The organism is Acinetobacter sp. YH12063 (assembly GCF_013419715.1).
Classification (GTDB): domain Bacteria; phylum Pseudomonadota; class Gammaproteobacteria; order Pseudomonadales; family Moraxellaceae; genus Acinetobacter; species Acinetobacter amyesii.
On sequence record NZ_VOZO01000009.1, the window covers coordinates 70,434 to 88,389 of the forward strand.

Genomic DNA, 17,956 nt, shown 5'->3' on the forward strand with positions numbered 1-17,956 from the left:
CCCTCATCGAAAGATGGGGGCTTTTTTATCTATCGCTTACACCAATCAAAATCAATCTATATTTATTCAGTATGTGGAACATGGTTTGAGTCAGGTTCCACAAATATGAATAAAAATTAAAATTGCGTTAATAGGTCACACGGACATAATCACGATATTCAGGTTTCCAGAAATTCGCTTCAATCGCATGTTCGAGCACTTCAACGCTGACATTTGGCGCAACACCATCAGCAATCGCAGCCAACGCGACTTTCAATGCAATTTTCTTCGAAATATCCTGTAAATAATCCAAACTTGGCAATAAATCAGCATTTGGATCTGCCAATTTTGGTGAACAGTCCGCCAATGCCGTACTAGATGCCATCAGCATATTTTCCGTCACACGTTTCGCCCCAGATGCAATCACACCCAGTCCAATCCCCGGGAAAATATAGGAGTTATTGCACTGTGAAATCTGATGAATCTTGCCATGATAATTCACTGGTGCAAATGGACTACCTGTCGCAATCAGGGCCTTACCTTTGGTCCACTCGATAATATCTGCAGGCACCGCTTCGACACGTGATGTCGGGTTAGATAGTGGCAACACAATAGGCTGTTCACAATTTGCAGCCATCGTTTCAATAACCTCTTGGCTAAACAGCCCCGGTTGTCCCGAAACCCCAATCAATACAGTCGGTTTGGCATGTGTAACCACATCCAGGAGTGAGATGACCGAATCTGCATTTGCCCAATGTGCGACGTTATCCGGTGCTTGCGCAAGCTTGCGTTGGAAATCTAAAAGATTCGGCTGATTTTCAGTAATTAAACCAAAGCGGTCGACCATAAACACCCGCGCACGTGCTTGAGCATCGGTTAAACCTTCCGCCACCATTTGCTTGATGATCTGTTCTGCAATCCCACAACCTGCTGAACCCGCCCCTAAGAAGGTGACGATTTGATCTTTGAGCTGCTTGCCTGCTGCACGTGATGCCGCAATTAAACTTCCGACAGACACTGCTGCTGTCCCTTGAATATCGTCATTGAAACAGCAAATTTTATCGCGATATTTTTCCAATAAAGGCATCGCATTTTTTTGTGCAAAGTCTTCAAATTGAATCAGCGCTTTTGGCCAACGTTGTTGAATGGCTTTAATCACGTCATCGACAAATTGATAATATTCTTCACCGCTGATACGAGGCTGACTCCAACCCATATAAATCGGGTCATTCAACAGCTGTTGGTTATTGGTTCCGACATCTAAAGTAATCGGCAATGTATAGGCTGGACTGATCCCACCACATGCGGTGTACAGCGACAACTTACCAATCGGAATCCCCATCCCGCCAATGCCTTGGTCACCAAGGCCAAGAATACGTTCACCGTCCGTAATCACGATCACTTTCACATTCTTTTTATTCACGTTATGAATAATTTGATCGATATGATCACGGTCAGGATATGAAATAAAGATCCCACGATGACGGCGGTAAATATCTGAAAAGCGCTGACAAGCTTCACCCACTGTTGGTGTATAGATGATCGGCATCATCTCACTGAGGTGATTTTCAATTAAGTGATAGAACAATGTTTCATTGGTATCTTGAATATTGCGCAGGTAGATATGCTTATTGATATCACTATTAAATGCACAATATTGCTGATAAGAACGCTGACTTTGTTCTTCAATGCTTTCTGTAACGTGTGGGATTAAACCGTGTAAATTAAAGCTCTTACGTTCATCTTCATTAAACGCAGAACCTTTATTTAAAAGTGGGAGTTCTAAAAGTGTATTTCCGGCATAAGGAATATATAAAGGTCGTTTCGTTTTCAAATTTTCACTGGACATTATTTAACTCGTTTAATTAATCTTTTGTTTCGCACTGCAAAAAGCGAAATGCACAAAAGTGACTATCTCGTTATTTGTTATAGCCTATCCTGATTCGAGCGCTTTGGGGCATTTAGTAAATTGATAGTAGTTTTAGTTAGATTTTATAATCTGATAACTCGATCATGCATCCAATCATCGCAACGCCTATTTTGGCTTAAATGTATACGACTTTTAGCGAATCTTAGAAAATAACAAAAATAATTAATGATTAAATTTCAATCAATTAAATAAATTCAATACAAAGCCCTAAATTTGGTAGGTCTTTGGTAGGTGTGAATTTAAAACATCCCTCGCAATACTCAGTTTAGGTGAGTATCACCCATAACAAATGACAATGAATGGTAGAAGGAATCGCACCATGGCTTTTAAAAATATTGCAGATCAAACAAACGGTTTTTACATCCCTTGTGTTTCACTTTTTGGCCCCGGCTGTGCTAAAGAAATTGGTGCAAAGGCGCAAAATCTTGGCGCAAAGAAAGCGCTTATCGTGACCGATGCCGGTCTATACAAATTTGGTGTGGCAGACACCATTGCCGCATATTTAACTGAAGCTGGCGTAGAAAGTCACATCTTCCCGGGCGCAGAACCCAACCCAACTGACACCAACGTACATAGCGGTGTAGATGCCTACAATGACAATGGCTGTGACTTTATTGTCTCTCTCGGCGGCGGCTCTTCTCATGACTGTGCCAAAGGCATTGGCTTAGTCACTGCAGGTGGTGGTCATATTCGTGACTATGAAGGCATCGATAAAAGTACAGTCCCAATGACTCCCCTCATTGCGATTAATACCACTGCTGGTACAGCATCTGAAATGACCCGTTTCTGTATCATTACCAATACTGAAACCCATGTAAAAATGGCCATTGTCGATTGGCGTTGCACACCACTCATCGCAATTGATGATCCAAAACTGATGATTGCTAAACCTGCGGCATTAACTGCTGCAACTGGTATGGATGCCTTAACGCATGCCGTTGAAGCTTATGTATCAACTGCTGCAAACCCAATTACCGATGCGTGCGCAGAAAAAGCCATTGCAATGATCAGTGAATGGCTCAGCCCTGCCGTCGCCAATGGCGAAAACCTAGAAGCACGTGATGCGATGAGCTATGCACAGTACTTAGCAGGGATGGCATTTAACAATGCATCTTTAGGTTATGTCCACGCGATGGCGCACCAACTCGGCGGCTTCTACAATTTGCCGCATGGCGTATGTAATGCCGTGCTGTTACCACACGTTTGCGAATTTAACCTGATCGCCTGCCCTGACCGCTACGCACGTATCGCACAGCTCATGGGTGTACCAACCGACGGTTTAACGGTGACTGAAGCGGCTTATGCAGCGATTGCAGCAATCCGTGAACTGTCTGCTTCGATTGGTATTCCATCGAGCCTTTCTGAACTCGGTGTGAAAGAACAAGACCTCAGCATCATGTCTGAAAATGCACAAAAAGATGCCTGTATGCTCACCAACCCACGTAAAGCGACTCATGCTCAAGTGGTTGATATTTTCAAGGCAGCGCTTAAAGCCAATGCCTCTGTGGTCGACTTCAAAGCGGCCGTTTAAGTTAAGCCCTCAAAGGTCTTCATGTTTAAGTGACCTAAGTGCCTACATTACCCTTTGAGTTTAGTGATGTAGGTCAACTGAATCCATTTCACTTTTTATTTCAGGGAAGCGACTATAGATTGGTCGCTTTCATACTGAGGTCACTCTTTTTTTAGTTCGTAAATCAGCATCGATTATTCATTTGACAAAAGCTCATGGCTCATCAAGGATAAAGCATAATGTCCAATAATATTGATGAGTATAATAATGAGCCATTCACATATTCAGTATCAGCCTGACATTTTGGGCGCAGACTATGAACAAGCTACGCTGACCTTCCCTGATGATTATGAAGGCCCAGTGGTTGCCACATTGGTTCGCAAAAAAGCATCAGCTCCCACCTCCAAAGCAGTGCTCTATATCCATGGTTTTATTGATTATTTTTTCCAAACCGAAATGGCCGAACGCTTTAATCAGCATGGCTTCGACTTTTACGCATTAGATTTAAGAAAGTATGGACGTTCCATCCTACCGCATCAAAAATATTATAATGTGCATGCACTGTCTGAATATGATGCCGAAATAGATCAAGCCCTAACGATCATTGCTGATGAAGGTCATGATGCCTTGCTGCTCTGTGGTCATTCAACGGGTGGATTAACCACCACTTTGTATGCAGCCCATCATCCAAATCATCCTTTAATTCAAGCCCTTTGGGTTAACAGCCCATTTTATGATTTCAACATGAATCCAGTGAAACGCGCACTGGGTATTCCACAGCTGAGTAAATTGGCAAAGACTTTTCCAAATTTAAAATTCCCAAGTGAACTGAATAAATGGTACACCGCCAGCTTACACCGTGAACTCAAGGGTGAATGGGACTTTAATTTAGACTGGAAAAAGACCCGCTATCCAATGGTGTATTTAAGTTTTGTGCGGACAATTTATGAGGCTCAAAAAGAGATTCATCGAGGTGTGACAATTGATGTACCAGTATTAGTGATGCATTCACATCAAACTAAAAATCCCAAAAAATGGGGTAAATCGGCTCAAAGCAGTGATGTGATTCTAGGAGTAAAAGACATCCAAAAATATGCCAAGAAAATTCAGGGCGATGTCACCATTCAAAGCATTCACAATGGCTTGCATGATTTAGTGCTTTCGGAAAAAACCGCGCGAGAACAAGTCTATACCCAGCTCTTTCAATGGCTGGCCAATAAAGGTCTTTAATAGCCTGAATTACATTGCAACTTACTGTTTTAATTTCAACAAGGTCTGATGTACGGGATGCGATCTCGGCATCAGCTCGATCAGACGTTCAACCGCATCAATGGCTTCAGGAAAACGCGCGACATGCTTGAGCAGAACATCCGTTTCCTTGGCATTAAAAATCGCGTGGCTTAATCGTGACTCAAGACAATCACGCCATGCCCCTAAAAAAGGACTTTCGGTTTTGGCCAAGAAAACCCCTGAACACAGTTTTAATGCAGAATCGAGATAACCTGCATCTAAAGCTTGCTCGGCTTGTAAAAAGTCGGCTTCGACTTGCGCCAATAAGCGATAGGGTCTTGAGCCTAACATGCCACCCAAAATATCGCGTAGCTGCGACATTTCCGCTTTTAAAGTCCCAACACTCACCTTACGTTCACCATATAAGGCTTGATGCAAAGTATCTAAGGTCATGCCTTGTGGACATAGCGCCAAGATGGTCAAAATTTCAATTTGCCGTGGGGTCAGCACCATCACTTTGCCATTAAATAACACTTGCGGCACTGCAAAGGCCCGAATATACAAATGCTGTTTTTGAAAATCGAGCAAAGCCGATTGAATAATCGAAGCGCAGCGTTCAGCCGCAAGTAGCCCTAAACTATTGTGGTTTTTCCACACGGTAGATAAATCAACCACGCCCAAAATTTGCTGCGTATGTGGATCGATAATTGGTGCTGCATAGCAGACCCATTCATGTACTGATGGCATGTAATGTTCATTTGAAAACACACAACTCGACTGCTGAGTTTTTAAAGACAACGCTAATGCATTGGTGCCGACCAATTCTTCGCGCCATTGCCCACCTGCAATAAAATGCACACTTTCCGCAGCACTCTGCATTTGCCGACTCGACGCACTCCAAATAATCGTGCTACCTACATCGCCCACGGCAAGTACCATCGACGACTGTTCGGCAATGTGTTTTAAATCTTCGGCACAATGTTGCAACGCATGATGCAATGCCGACTGTTGTTGACTTTGAGGGCTTAAATTTACCAAAGGCGCAGCACTCCGGTTTTCCGGAATTTCCGCCTGCGCCGATCGCTGCCAAGAGCTCGCAATGCTCTCATTCAATTGCGAGGTTTGCTGCTTTGACAGACTCATGCCCTGCCTTAACCGTTCGACATTCTGTCGTTTTTCAGATAAATCCTTCTGTATCATCATTCATTATTCTCACAACAATTCATGACTAAAAATCCGTTTCCCGGCTTTTGTTTTTAAGACTGAAAAAAAATATTGTAAACCTTCTTGTCTCCAACCTTTTTCCAACCTTATACAAGCTATGCTAATCAAATAATGTACAAAAGTACCTTATACCAAAGCTGTAGATTGCCACAGATAGGCAGCCCAACAAGATCATAATAAACAAGCAAAGGAAAATTCATATGCGTTATGTCGATCCTAATCAACCCGGTTCAAAAGTTCAGTTTAAAGCTCAGTATGAAAACCTGATTGGTGGCCAATGGGTCGCGCCAGTGAAAGGTGAATACTTTGAAAATATCTCCCCTGTAGACGGTAAAGTTTTTACCAAAGTGCCACGTTCTTCTGCTGAAGATATCGAATTGGCTTTGGATGCAGCGCATAAAGCCAAAGCCCAATGGAACGCCTCTTCCCCAACGACACGCTCAAATATTTTATTAAAAATTGCCGATCGACTTGAAGAAAACCTAGAGCTCCTTGCAGTTGCAGAAACATGGGACAACGGTAAACCGATTCGTGAAACCTTAGCCGCTGATATTCCACTTTGTATCGATCACTTCCGTTATTTTGCCGGCTGTATCCGTGCCCAAGAAGGCGGCATTTCTGAAATTGATGAAAATACTATTGCTTACCATTTCCATGAACCACTTGGGGTGGTCGGTCAAATTATTCCGTGGAATTTCCCAATCTTGATGGCGGCTTGGAAACTTGCTCCAGCATTGGCTGCGGGTAACTGCATCGTGTTGAAACCTGCGGAGCAAACGCCTGTCAGCATCTTGGTCTTGGCTGAACTCATTCAAGATCTACTCCCACCGGGCGTGCTGAATATTGTGAATGGTTATGGTGTTGAAGTCGGTCGTCCATTGGCGACCAATCCACGCATCTCAAAAATCGCCTTCACAGGTTCAACCGCTGTCGGTCAAATGATCATGCAATATGCGACTGAAAATATCATTCCTGTGACTTTAGAACTTGGTGGAAAATCACCGAACATCTTCTTTGAAGACATCATGGACAAAGATGATGAGTTCCTTGATAAATCGCTCGAAGGTTTTTCCATGTTTGCGCTAAACCAAGGTGAAATCTGTACCTGTCCTTCCCGTGCTTTGGTACAAGAAAGCATTGCTGATCGATTCTTGGAAATGGCTGTCGAACGTGTCAAACGTATTAAGACCGGTCATCCTTTAGATACCGACACCATGATTGGCGCACAAGCATCTCAAGAGCAGCAAGATAAAATCTTGGGCTGTATTGCGACAGGTAAAAATGAAGGTGCACAGCTCATTACTGGTGGTGACCCACGTAATGAAGTCGGTACTGGTTTCTATATTGAACCAACCATTTTCAAAGGCACCAATGACATGAAGATTTTCCAAGAGGAAATCTTTGGTCCTGTGCTTTCAGTAGCAACCTTTAAAGACTTTGATGATGCCATTAAAATTGCCAATGACACCATTTATGGTCTAGGTGCAGGTGTTTGGTCACGTTCAGCACACACTTCTTACCGTGCAGGCCGTGCGATTCAGGCCGGCCGTGTTTGGACTAACTGTTACCACATTTACCCTGCACACGCAGCATTCGGTGGCTACAAAAAATCAGGGATTGGCCGTGAAAACCACAAAATGATGCTTGATCATTATCAACAAACCAAAAACCTCTTGGTGAGCTATGACACCAAGCCAATGGGCTTCTTCTAAGTCTGAATATTGAAAAACAAAAAGCGAACTTCGGTTCGCTTTTTTTGTTAGAAGCCTCTTCAAAGAATTCATTAAAATTTCTTTTAAAAAGCTGCAAATTTTCTTATGCTTGCTAAACAAATAACTTTATTAATTAAAAATATTTAAATAGCTATGAAATATTGTGTCTCCTGTGGAGAAAAAGCATTAGTACAACATCACTTTTGTAGTGCCTGTGGTCATTCATTTGGTGATCAAGTGTCAGACAAACCTAAGCAAGCACGTTATCCCGCATTTGTGCCCAACCAAGATGATATTTCGACCTATGAACATCATCTCAAATACTTAAACAAATTAAGCTCTTTCCAAAGCAAAGTATTCTATCTTTTCTTCTTTGGTGCTTTCGCGGTCATGTTTTTTACTTTCACAAGTGTATTTTCAGGTTGGGCGTCTGTTTCCAAAGCATTTGAATCTATATGGCTATTTCCTTTTTGTATCATCAGTTGTATTGCCATAAAATTTACAAGTTTGGACTATTGGCTTGCTAAACAAATTTATGGTCGAAATTATCGTTATAAAGACAATGGATTAAGACTCGTTTACCAAGAGCTACCAAGCGCTAAAAATCATAAAGATGAATTTATCTGTATCTTTTGCGGCAATAAACGATTCTTTCGTAAAGGTATTTATGCAAGCGATTCATGCACCGTAAATTGCACCAAATGTCAGCATTATTTATATACGGAATAAAGCTTAAGTTTTTTAAGTTAGTACGCCAAAAATAAGACTCAATACAAATGAAAGCTGAGTAAAAGTAGATGTAAGTAAGACAATCAGCCATGATCCATTCTATAATTTTACTTACATCTACAATAACTTCTGCATTCCCGTCCTAAAACTGGTGCTCATATTCAGTAGCATTCACTCAAGTATTCGTCCAATTAGGCTGATCGTGATGAAGCCTGTAAAGCCGCCTCAACAAAATGTAAATGATCAACACCCCAATATAACTCATCATCGACAAACCAACTTGGCGCCCCAAACACACCACGTGCAATGGCTTCTTCGGTAATAACTTTAAGCTCAGACTTTACTTTTTCATCTTCAAGCCATGATTTAACCTGCGCTACCTCCAATCCAAGCTCCTGCATCAATTGAATTAATTCATTGAGATCATTTAAATTGCGTGGCTGACCAAACATTGCGTTAAAAATACCCGTCAGTACATTGAGAAATGCTTCAGGCTGAAACAGCTGAACGGCTGTGAGTAAGCGCATCAATTGCAAGGTATTGATTGGAAAATAAGGATTCATCTGTACGGGTATCTGCCATAGCTTTGCCCAACGTTGAAGATCAATCATGGAATAACGTGCCTTCGCAGGTACCGCCATCGGGCTACTATTGCCTGTAGCTTTAAACACTCCACCAAGAAGCATCGGCTTCCAGATCAGCTCGGCTTGATACTGCTGTGCAATCTGTTGAATGCGATGAAAACCGATATAACTATATGGGCTGCCGACATCAAAATAAAATTCAATGACTTTCATGTTTTTCGTCCTTTTTTTGCTTATTTTCCTAACTGATGTTACGCACGTAAAAGTAACATCGTATTTTTTAAATGATTTTTAAGCCGATTTGACGGAGTCTTACATCCAGGGTTTAAATAAAGGGATTAGCCTTCGGCTGGAGGTACTTTTGTTTCGGCAAAAGTACCCAAAACCATTGTCATCCGCAAAACTCGTTCACTAGCGTCTAATTATTCAAAGTATCGCAAAAACATTTTTGAATAGATGTAGTCCTGTCTCAAACACTTGCGGATGACCTTACCGCGTATCTTTCTTTCATTTGAATCAAATTACGCTTACCAGCGTTCCATCCACGGTCGCAGATCTAATTCATGCGTCCATGCATCTCGTGGTTGCTGTGAGAGATGCCAATAATTTTCTGCAATATGTACGGGATTTAAAATACCATTTTGCGCTTTTTTTGCGTACAAATCGGGAAAAGTCTCTTTAATAAAGTCGGTATCAATCGCCCCATCAACCACCACATGCGCCACATGAATATTTCTAGGCCCAAGTTCACGCGCCATGCTTTGTGCCAAGGCACGAAGCGCATGTTTTGCGCCAGCAAAAGCGGCAAAGCCTGCGGCACCACGAACCCCAGCCGTCGCACCCGTAAAAATAATTGTGCCAGATTCACGGCTCACCATGCGCTTCGCCACTTCCCGACCCGTTAAAAATGCCGAGAAACATGCCATTTCCCAAATCTTGAAATATTTACGTGCGGTTTCTTCCAAAATACTACATGGCACATTGGCACCAATATTAAAGACCATGACCTCAATCGGGCCAATGTTTGATTCAATGTGCTCGATGAGTTCAATCACTTGCTCTTCTTTTCGAGCATCCGAACCAAAGCCAAAAGCAGTCCCTCCCTGTGCTTGAATTTCAGCAATTAAGGGCTGTAATTTGTCGACATTACGCCGCGTCATACATGCGGTATAACCACCACAAGCAAAGCGTTTGGCAATTTCACCACCGGTGGCATCTCCTGCACCAATGATCAATGCCACACCTTTGACAGGCTTAGATATATGATTATTTTCCATGACGATCTCCTCGTGCTGGATAGTTTTTATATTCCATGTGCGATCAATTTTATTAAATAACGATCGTTACTATAACGAATACTATGTTATGATTAATTTATCGTCAATCATAATTTTTTGGGGTCATGCATATGCGCTATAAACCCGAATACAAACAACAAAAACGACAAGAATTGCTCAACATTACGGGGCAAATTGCGAAAAAAAATGGCTTTGCTGCAACAGGTGTTGACGGCTTAATGAAAGCTGCAGGTGTCACTAGTGGCGCATTCTATTCACATTTTTCGTCAAAACAGGATTTACTCAAAGCATTGGTTGAATATGAATTGCAGCAAAGCTTTAACATGTGGCAAAGTAACCCGAATCACAATGCAGCAGACTGGATTAATTTTGAATTAGACCGTTACTTAACCCCTTCCCACCTTGAACATCCTGAACAAGGCTGTGTTTTGCCGACACTCGCGACTGAAGTAGCTCGCGCAGATGACACGATTAAACAAGCTTATGAAAAGGAATTACTGCGCGGTCATGCTTTATTTAGCACACATTTGGCGAGTGAAGAAAAAGCTTGGGCCATGATGTCCCAATTGGTCGGTGCGGTTTTAATTGCACGGGCAATGCATGATCCCGAATTACAAAAAAGCATTTTGCAGGCCAATAAAATGATCATTCAAGATTATTTAGCTGCACACTCAGCTGCATAAGCTCCTATTATTTTGTGTGATCCTTCATGTAGTTAAGCGATTAAACGCTTCCGACAAACTGTCAGTTTCATTTGGCTCAATTATTCAAAATCCATATAAGGTTGCCAATTTTTATGCTTTTCAATCGCTTAAAGATTGGGCATAAATGGCACAATTCAAATAAAGTCCTCTTTTCAAGGTTCTGACGACTGTGTATAACAATGAGCCATTAAAGGAAAATGATAAGCATAGGCAAAGAACGCAAAAAAACGTTAGACTATGCGACAATCAATGCAAGTAAATGTCATTCGAGACAAACAAAAAGGTGAAGATTGATGCCGCTCAATACTGTTGAAGAGCTCGTAGCTGATATTCGTGCAGGAAAAATGGTCATCCTCATGGATGATGAAGATCGTGAAAATGAAGGCGACCTTGTTATCGCTGCGACCCACGTACGTCCTGAAGATATCAACTTCATGATTACGCATGCGCGTGGTCTTGTGTGCTTAACGCTCAGCAAAGAGCGTTGCCAACAGTTGAACCTACCACTCATGGTTGATGCCAATGGTGCCCAGCACGGCACCAACTTTACCTTGTCTATTGAAGCAGCAAATGGCATTTCTACAGGGATCTCTCCTGCTGAACGTGCGCATACGATTCAAACAGCGGTGGCAGCACATGCTAAACCTGCGGATATCGTACAGCCAGGCCATATTTTCCCGCTCATGGCGCAGCCTGGTGGCGTTCTTCACCGTGCAGGCCATACTGAAGCGGGCTGTGACTTATCGCGTTTAGCAGGTCTTGAACCAGCTTCAGTGATTTGTGAAATCATCAATGAAGACGGCACTATGGCACGTCGCCCTGATCTTGAAGTGTTTGCTGAAAAACATGGCTTAAAAATGGGGACGATTGCGGACTTAATTCACTACCGCATGACCAATGAGCAAACCGTTGAGCGCATTGATCAACAAACTTTAGATACTGAATATGGTACTTTTGAATTGTTCCGTTACCGTGAAATTGGTAATCCAGACATTCATTTGGCACTGGTTAAAGGCGAACCGAAACAAGGAGTAACCACGGTCCGTGTACATGGTTTCAGCCCGGTTCGTGACTTATTAAAACTCAATAAACAAGATGGCGCTCCGGCGTGGAATCTCGATAAAGCACTCAAAGAAATCGCATCCAGCGATCGTGGTGTTTTAGTATGGATTGGTCAGCGTCATTTACAGGACTTAGGCCCTGCTTTAGAAAATTTAACTGCACCGAAAAATGTTAAATCCAATGCGGCACTGTCTCAGCAGTATCAAACCATTGGTGTCGGCGCACAAATTTTACGTGATTTAGGCGTGGAAAAAATGAAGCTTCTCAGCTCGCCACTACGCTTTAATGCACTATCAGGTTTTAACTTAGAAGTGGTGGAATACATCACCGCAAATCAAACATCAGAGAAATAATCGAGGTTGCTATGGCAGTTCGCCGTATTGAAGGTATGTTACATCTCGCGAACGAAGACCGTTATGCGATTTTAGTTGGTCGTTTTAATAGCTTTGTTGTTGAACATTTGCTAGAAGGTGCCGTTGATACATTGAAACGTCATGGCGTATCAGAGGATAATATCACTGTTGTTCATGCACCGGGTGCTTGGGAACTTCCTGTGGTTGCGAAGAAACTTGCAGCTTCAGGTCGTTTCGATGCCATCATCGCGCTTGGCGCAGTGATTCGTGGTAGCACGCCTCACTTCGATTTTGTTGCTGGCGAATGTGCTAAAGGTTTAGGCGTTGTTGGTCTAGACACTGGCTTACCAGTAATTAATGGTGTATTGACTACGGATAGTATTGAACAAGCGATTGAACGCTCAGGTACAAAAGCAGGCAATAAAGGTAGTGAAGCTGCCTTGACTGCTATTGAAATGGTTAACTTGTTAAAGGCTATTTAACGCTATGTCGCAAACACTTCAAGCAACTTATGCAGCAAAACGTAAAGCACGTCGCTTTGCTGTACAAGGAATTTATGAATGGCAAATGAGCCGCAATCCTGTCCATGAGATTGAAGCACGTACACGTGTGGATAATGCCATGCACAAGGTCGACCTCGGCTATTACCACGAGTTATTGACCGAAGTTGTTGCCAATCATGAAGCATTGGATGCGCTTTTAATCCCTGTACTCGATCGTGAAGTAGACGCTTTAGATGGTGTTGAACTTGCAACACTTCGTCTTGGCGCATATGAACTCAAAGAACATCTTGAGATTCCATATCGCGTCGTGTTAGATGAAGCGATCGAGTTAGCTAAACATTTTGGCGGTGCAGACAGCCACAAATACATCAATGGTGTATTGGATCGTTTAGCGACTACATTGCGTGCAGCAGAAAAACAACAAGCTAATTAATTTTTTAAGTAGTACGTTGTATGGCTGAGTTCTCGATCATTGATACCTATTTTAATCGACAGAATATCAATTCTGTCGATTTAGGGGTCGGTGATGACTCAGCCTTGCTCACCCCTCCTCCACAGCAACAATTGGTCATCTGTGCCGATACACTGGTTGCTGGGCGTCACTTCCCCCTCGACACAAACCCACATGCCATAGGCTGGAAATCTGTTGCCGTCAATCTCTCTGATATTGCCGCAATGGGTGCCAAACCACACAGTATTTTATTGGCCTTGAGCTTACCCCAAATTGATCATGACTGGCTCAAAGGCTTTAGTCAGGGTTTATATGATTGTTGCGATCAATTTGGTGTGAGTTTAATTGGTGGTGATACCACTCAAAGTCCACATTTAACGATTTCAGTCACAGCCCTCGGCTGGGTAGAATCAGGACAGGCTGTCCCACGTTCAGGCGCCAAAATTGGTGATTATATCTGCGTCAGCGGACAAGTCGGTGATGCTGCATTTGGCTTAAAACATTTGGGCCACCAATTACAAAAACGCTTGGACTATCCAATGCCACGTTGCTTACTGGGCCAACAGCTAAAAGGCTTAGCCAACAGTATGATTGATGTCTCTGATGGGCTCGCACAAGATTTAGGACATATCCTCGCTGCTTCACACGTCGGTGCAGAAATTGAATTAGATCAACTTCCTATCGATCACGATGTAAAACAATTACAACAAGAAAAGCAGTGGCAATACGCCCTCGCGGGTGGAGATGACTATGAGTTATGCTTTACAATAAGTCCGCAGAATTATAAAAAGCTTCTGCAACTAGAATTAGATGTAAACATTAGTAAAATCGGTCAAATCACCCCAAATTTGGGAATCCGTTATAACAATCACGGTGTTGACCAAGTCATAAAATTTAAGGGATACCAGCATTTTGCATAAGCCAGCCATTAACTTTAAATCCATGTCTTGGTTTAACCGAGTCATCGCCTTTTGTGGCGTGGGATTTGGCTCGGGTCTTGCACCCAAAGCACCGGGTACCTTTGGCTCTGCTTTTGCTTTGTTGTTTATTCCAGGTTGGCTTGCAATCGGCTTTTTCAACTCCATTATAGTCATGATCCTCATGTCGATTATTGGGATCTATATTTGTGGTCAAACCGCCAAAGTCATGGGTGTCCATGACGATGGCCGCATCGTATGGGATGAATTTGCCGGTCAGTCCATTACCTTCCTCCCGATTTTATATCTTGGGCAAATGAGCTGGACTTGGGCATTGATTGGTTTTGCTTTATTCCGTTTATTTGATGTCTGGAAACCGTGGCCAATTCGTGTCATTGACCGTCAAGTCGGTGGTGGCTTTGGCATCATGTTCGACGACATCATTGCAGGTCTTTGGGCCGCGCTTTGCATCTGTATTTATTTTTATATTTTGTCTATGTAATAGAAACACCTAGGATTAAACATGTCTACTAGCGTTATTATTCTTGCTGCAGGTAAAGGGACACGTATGCGTTCTCGTTTACCCAAAGTATTACAACCACTCGCAGGACAACCACTACTCGGCCATGTCATCAACACGGCGAAAAAACTAAATGCAGAAGAAATAATCACCATTTATGGGCATGGCGGTGAATTGGTTCAAAACGCGTTTGCACATGAAAATGTCAAATGGGTTGAACAAGCAGAACAATTAGGTACAGGCCATGCAGTCAAAGTGACTCTGCCAGTCCTTGCAAAAACCGGAATTTCTTTGATTCTCTCGGGTGATGTACCTTGCATCACTGAAGCAACATTACAAAAACTATTAGATGCATCTGCTCAAACAGGTATTGGCTTAGTAACCCTAACGGTTAATGATGCGACAGGTTATGGTCGTATTGTACGTGAAAATGGCAAAATTCAAGCCATTGTTGAACACAAAGATGCCTCTGAAGAACAACGTAAAATCAAAGAATTTAATACCGGTATTTATGCCGTAAGTAATGCAAAATTGCACGAATGGTTGCCAAAATTAAGCAACAACAATGCGCAAGGTGAATATTACCTGACCGATATCGTTGCTATGGCAATTGCTGACGGTCTCGAAGTGGCATCTGTTGAGCCAGAACGCGCTTTCGAAGTGGAAGGTGTCAATGACCGTGTACAGTTAGCTGCACTTGAACGTGAATTTCAAGCATTCCAAGCTAAACAACTGATGCAACAAGGCGTTCACCTGATTGATCCTGCACGTTTCGACTTACGTGGCACACTGACTGTTGGTCAAGATGTCCGTATCGATATTAACGTGATTATTGAAGGTGATGTTGAACTCGGTGATAACGTTGAAATTGGTGCAGGTTGTATCATTAAAAACACCAAGATTGCGGCAGGTACTAAAGTTCAACCATATAGCGTTTTTGACAGCGCCATTGTTGGTGAAGACGCTCAAATCGGTCCATTTGCACGTTTACGCCCAGGCGCAAAATTGGCCAATGAAGTGCATATTGGTAACTTTGTTGAAGTTAAAAATACCACTGTCGGGTTAGGCTCAAAAGCCAACCACTTTACCTATTTAGGTGATGCAGAAGTCGGTGCAGGTTCAAACATTGGCGCAGGCACCATTACCTGCAACTATGATGGCGCCAACAAATTTAAAACCATTATCGGTGACTCAGCCTTTATCGGCTCAAATAGCTCATTAGTCGCTCCTGTCACCATTGGTCATGGTGCAACAGTGGGTGCTGGCTCAACAATTACACGTGACGTGGCAGACAATAGCCTTGCGGTAGAACGTTCGAAGCAATTTGCCAAAGAAAACTATCAACGTCCCCAAAAATTGAAGAAATAAGAGGATTAAATTATGTGCGGTATTGTCGGTGGCGTTGCAGAACGTAGTATTACCAATATTTTAATTGAAGGCTTAAAGCGTCTTGAATATCGTGGCTATGACTCTGCAGGTTTAGCGCTGATTAATAAAGGCCACGTTCTACGTGAACGTCGCGTAGGTAAAGTTGCAAATCTTGAACAAGCCGTTGAAGAAGCAGATATCGCAGGTTCGGTCGGTATTGCACATACGCGCTGGGCAACCCATGGTAAACCGACTGAAAATAATGCCCATCCGCATATTTCAGGCAATGTTGCTGTAGTTCATAACGGCATTATTGAAAACTATCAAGAGCTTAAAGATGATCTTGAAGCGCTTGGTTATGTCTTTACCTCACAAACAGATACAGAAGTTGTCGCGCATTTAGTCAATGATGCTTTAAAAAGCACTCCGAGTCTTTTAGAAGCAGTTAAAAGTGTCGTGCCTCAACTCAAAGGTGCTTATGCACTGGGTATCGTACATACAGACCATCCTGATGAATTAATCACAGTACGTGAAGGTTCACCTCTTGTGATTGGTGTCGGTATTGGCGAGAACTTTATTAGCTCGGATCAATTGGCACTTTTACCGATTACCAACCGTTTTATCTACCTTGAAGAAGGTGATATTGCACGTTTGACACGTAATACCATTGAAGTATTCGTCGATGGTAAATTGGTGAATCGTCCAATCAAAGAGCTTGATGCGACTGTAAGCAATGCTTCAAAAGGTGAATATAAACACTATATGCTCAAAGAAATTTATGAGCAGCCTGAAGCGATTAAACAAACGATTTCACAAGCCTTAAATGGTAATGCGCTTCGTGATGATTTCTTAATCAATGCGACTGATGCTTTTACTAAAATTCAACAAGTGCAAATCATCGCATGTGGTACTAGCTACCATGCCGGCATGATTGCTAAATATTGGTTTGAACAACTGATTGATGTGCCTTGCCAAGTCGAAATTGCCAGTGAATTCCGTTATCGCTCGCCTGTGATTGTGAATAACACACTGTATGTTTGTATTTCTCAATCGGGCGAAACAGCCGATACTTTAGCTGCGCTGCGTGATACGCAAAAACGTGCAGCAGCGAAAAGTTTAAATATCACCACCATGACCATTTGCAACGTCGCAACTTCGTCGATGGTACGTGAAACCAACTACAGTTTGTTGACGCTTGCAGGCCCTGAAATTGGTGTTGCTTCGACCAAAGCATTTACCACACAGCTTGCGGCATTGATGCTATTGGTATTGAAAATTGGTCAAATTAAGCAAAGTATTTCAACTGACCGTGTCTCTGAAATTATTGCAGCGCTTTGGCATACACCAAAAGTGATTTTAGATACTTTACAAAATAATGCTGAGATTCTACGTCTATCAGAATTATTTGTTGAAAAAAATCACTGCCTATTCTTGGGTCGTGGAACTGAGTTCCCTATCGCCCTTGAAGGTGCTTTGAAACTTAAAGAGATTTCATATATCCACGCAGAAGGTTATGCGGCTGGTGAATTAAAACATGGTCCATTGGCACTGGTTGACAATGATATGCCTGTGGTGATTCTTGCTCCACAAGATGACATGTTGGATAAACTCAAATCAAATATGGAAGAAGTTCAAGCGCGTGGTGGTGAGTTGTTTGTCTTTGCCGATGAGAATAGCGGCATTAAAACTAAAGATCGCCAACATGTGGTTTATGTGCCGAGTGTGAACGAAATTTTAGCCCCTATTGTTTATAGTATTCCAGTTCAACTTTTGTCATACCATGTTGCGGTGTTGCGTGGTACTGATGTCGATCAGCCACGTAATTTGGCAAAATCCGTGACGGTGGAATAAGTTTCTGACAATAAGTCAGGTGATTTGTATG

General features: G+C 42.5%; 16 protein-coding genes. 12 read left to right on the forward strand and 4 right to left on the reverse strand.

The window, feature by feature from the left end; all coding sequences use genetic code 11:
* Window positions 1-127 precede the first annotated feature (127 nt).
* A complete protein-coding gene (locus FTU12_RS11295; RefSeq protein ID WP_180114381.1) occupies window positions 128-1,828 on the reverse strand; it encodes an NAD-dependent malic enzyme in 1,701 nt (566 codons plus the stop codon).
* A gap of 400 nt (window positions 1,829-2,228) precedes the next feature.
* On the opposite strand from FTU12_RS11295, the gene FTU12_RS11300 reads away from it, so the two are divergent.
* Window positions 2,229-3,440: an iron-containing alcohol dehydrogenase gene (locus tag FTU12_RS11300; RefSeq protein ID WP_180041636.1), complete on the forward strand. Its 1,212-nt coding sequence runs from the start codon at window positions 2,229-2,231 to the stop codon at window positions 3,438-3,440.
* A gap of 246 nt (window positions 3,441-3,686) precedes the next feature.
* Complete coding sequence (locus tag FTU12_RS11305; protein WP_180114382.1) at window positions 3,687-4,649, forward strand: alpha/beta hydrolase; 963 nt, start codon at window positions 3,687-3,689, stop codon at window positions 4,647-4,649.
* A gap of 21 nt (window positions 4,650-4,670) precedes the next feature.
* Here the strand turns inward: FTU12_RS11305 and FTU12_RS11310 are convergent, their stop codons facing one another.
* Window positions 4,671-5,852, reverse strand: coding sequence for a transcriptional regulator (locus FTU12_RS11310; protein ID WP_180114383.1), 1,182 nt, complete (start codon window positions 5,850-5,852; stop codon window positions 4,671-4,673).
* Between the two features lie 221 nt (window positions 5,853-6,073).
* Between FTU12_RS11310 and FTU12_RS11315 the strand changes: the two genes are divergently transcribed.
* Both FTU12_RS11315 and FTU12_RS11320 read left to right on the forward strand, forming a co-directional pair.
* Window positions 6,074-7,585 (forward strand): aldehyde dehydrogenase family protein, encoded by a 1,512-nt coding sequence (locus tag FTU12_RS11315; protein WP_180114384.1) that lies wholly within the window; start codon window positions 6,074-6,076, stop codon window positions 7,583-7,585.
* A gap of 153 nt (window positions 7,586-7,738) precedes the next feature.
* Window positions 7,739-8,314, forward strand: a complete 576-nt coding sequence (locus FTU12_RS11320; RefSeq protein WP_180022197.1) for a hypothetical protein — start codon at window positions 7,739-7,741, stop codon at window positions 8,312-8,314.
* A 191-nt stretch (window positions 8,315-8,505) separates the two neighbouring features.
* Here FTU12_RS11320 and FTU12_RS11325 read toward each other — a convergent pair whose 3' ends face one another.
* Together FTU12_RS11325 and FTU12_RS11330 are read right to left on the reverse strand one after the other, a co-directional pair.
* A complete protein-coding gene (locus tag FTU12_RS11325; RefSeq protein WP_180114385.1) occupies window positions 8,506-9,111 on the reverse strand; it encodes a 2-hydroxychromene-2-carboxylate isomerase in 606 nt (201 codons plus the stop codon).
* 314 nt (window positions 9,112-9,425) lie between these two features.
* Window positions 9,426-10,175, reverse strand: coding sequence for an SDR family oxidoreductase (locus FTU12_RS11330; RefSeq protein WP_180114386.1), 750 nt, complete (start codon window positions 10,173-10,175; stop codon window positions 9,426-9,428).
* A 131-nt stretch (window positions 10,176-10,306) separates the two neighbouring features.
* Between FTU12_RS11330 and FTU12_RS11335 the strand changes: the two genes are divergently transcribed.
* The 8 genes from FTU12_RS11335 to glmS all read left to right on the forward strand — a co-directional run bounded on the left by FTU12_RS11335 (window position 10,307) and on the right by glmS (window position 17,925).
* A complete protein-coding gene (locus tag FTU12_RS11335; RefSeq protein WP_180003563.1) occupies window positions 10,307-10,879 on the forward strand; it encodes a TetR/AcrR family transcriptional regulator in 573 nt (190 codons plus the stop codon).
* A 314-nt stretch (window positions 10,880-11,193) separates the two neighbouring features.
* Window positions 11,194-12,315 carry a bifunctional 3,4-dihydroxy-2-butanone-4-phosphate synthase/GTP cyclohydrolase II gene (ribBA, locus tag FTU12_RS11340; protein ID WP_078191533.1) on the forward strand — a complete coding sequence of 374 codons (1,122 nt, stop codon included), beginning with the start codon at window positions 11,194-11,196 and terminating at the stop codon, window positions 12,313-12,315.
* 11 nt (window positions 12,316-12,326) lie between these two features.
* A complete protein-coding gene (gene ribE, locus FTU12_RS11345) occupies window positions 12,327-12,797 on the forward strand; it encodes a 6,7-dimethyl-8-ribityllumazine synthase (RefSeq protein WP_180073534.1) in 471 nt (156 codons plus the stop codon).
* A gap of 4 nt (window positions 12,798-12,801) precedes the next feature.
* On the forward strand, window positions 12,802-13,251 hold the full coding sequence (nusB, locus tag FTU12_RS11350) for a transcription antitermination factor NusB (protein ID WP_078191534.1): 450 nt from the start codon (window positions 12,802-12,804) through the stop codon (window positions 13,249-13,251).
* A gap of 20 nt (window positions 13,252-13,271) precedes the next feature.
* A complete protein-coding gene (gene thiL / locus FTU12_RS11355; protein WP_180022202.1) occupies window positions 13,272-14,189 on the forward strand; it encodes a thiamine-phosphate kinase in 918 nt (305 codons plus the stop codon).
* A 22-nt stretch (window positions 14,190-14,211) separates the two neighbouring features.
* Window positions 14,212-14,688, forward strand: coding sequence for a phosphatidylglycerophosphatase A (locus tag FTU12_RS11360; protein ID WP_180003656.1), 477 nt, complete (start codon window positions 14,212-14,214; stop codon window positions 14,686-14,688).
* A 21-nt stretch (window positions 14,689-14,709) separates the two neighbouring features.
* Entirely contained in the window at window positions 14,710-16,074 is a 1,365-nt protein-coding gene (gene glmU / locus FTU12_RS11365; RefSeq protein ID WP_180073532.1) for a bifunctional UDP-N-acetylglucosamine diphosphorylase/glucosamine-1-phosphate N-acetyltransferase GlmU, read from the forward strand.
* Window positions 16,075-16,086: 12 nt separating this feature from the next.
* On the forward strand, window positions 16,087-17,925 hold the full coding sequence (gene glmS / locus FTU12_RS11370; RefSeq protein ID WP_180114387.1) for a glutamine--fructose-6-phosphate transaminase (isomerizing): 1,839 nt from the start codon (window positions 16,087-16,089) through the stop codon (window positions 17,923-17,925).
* Window positions 17,926-17,956: the final 31 nt, after the last annotated feature.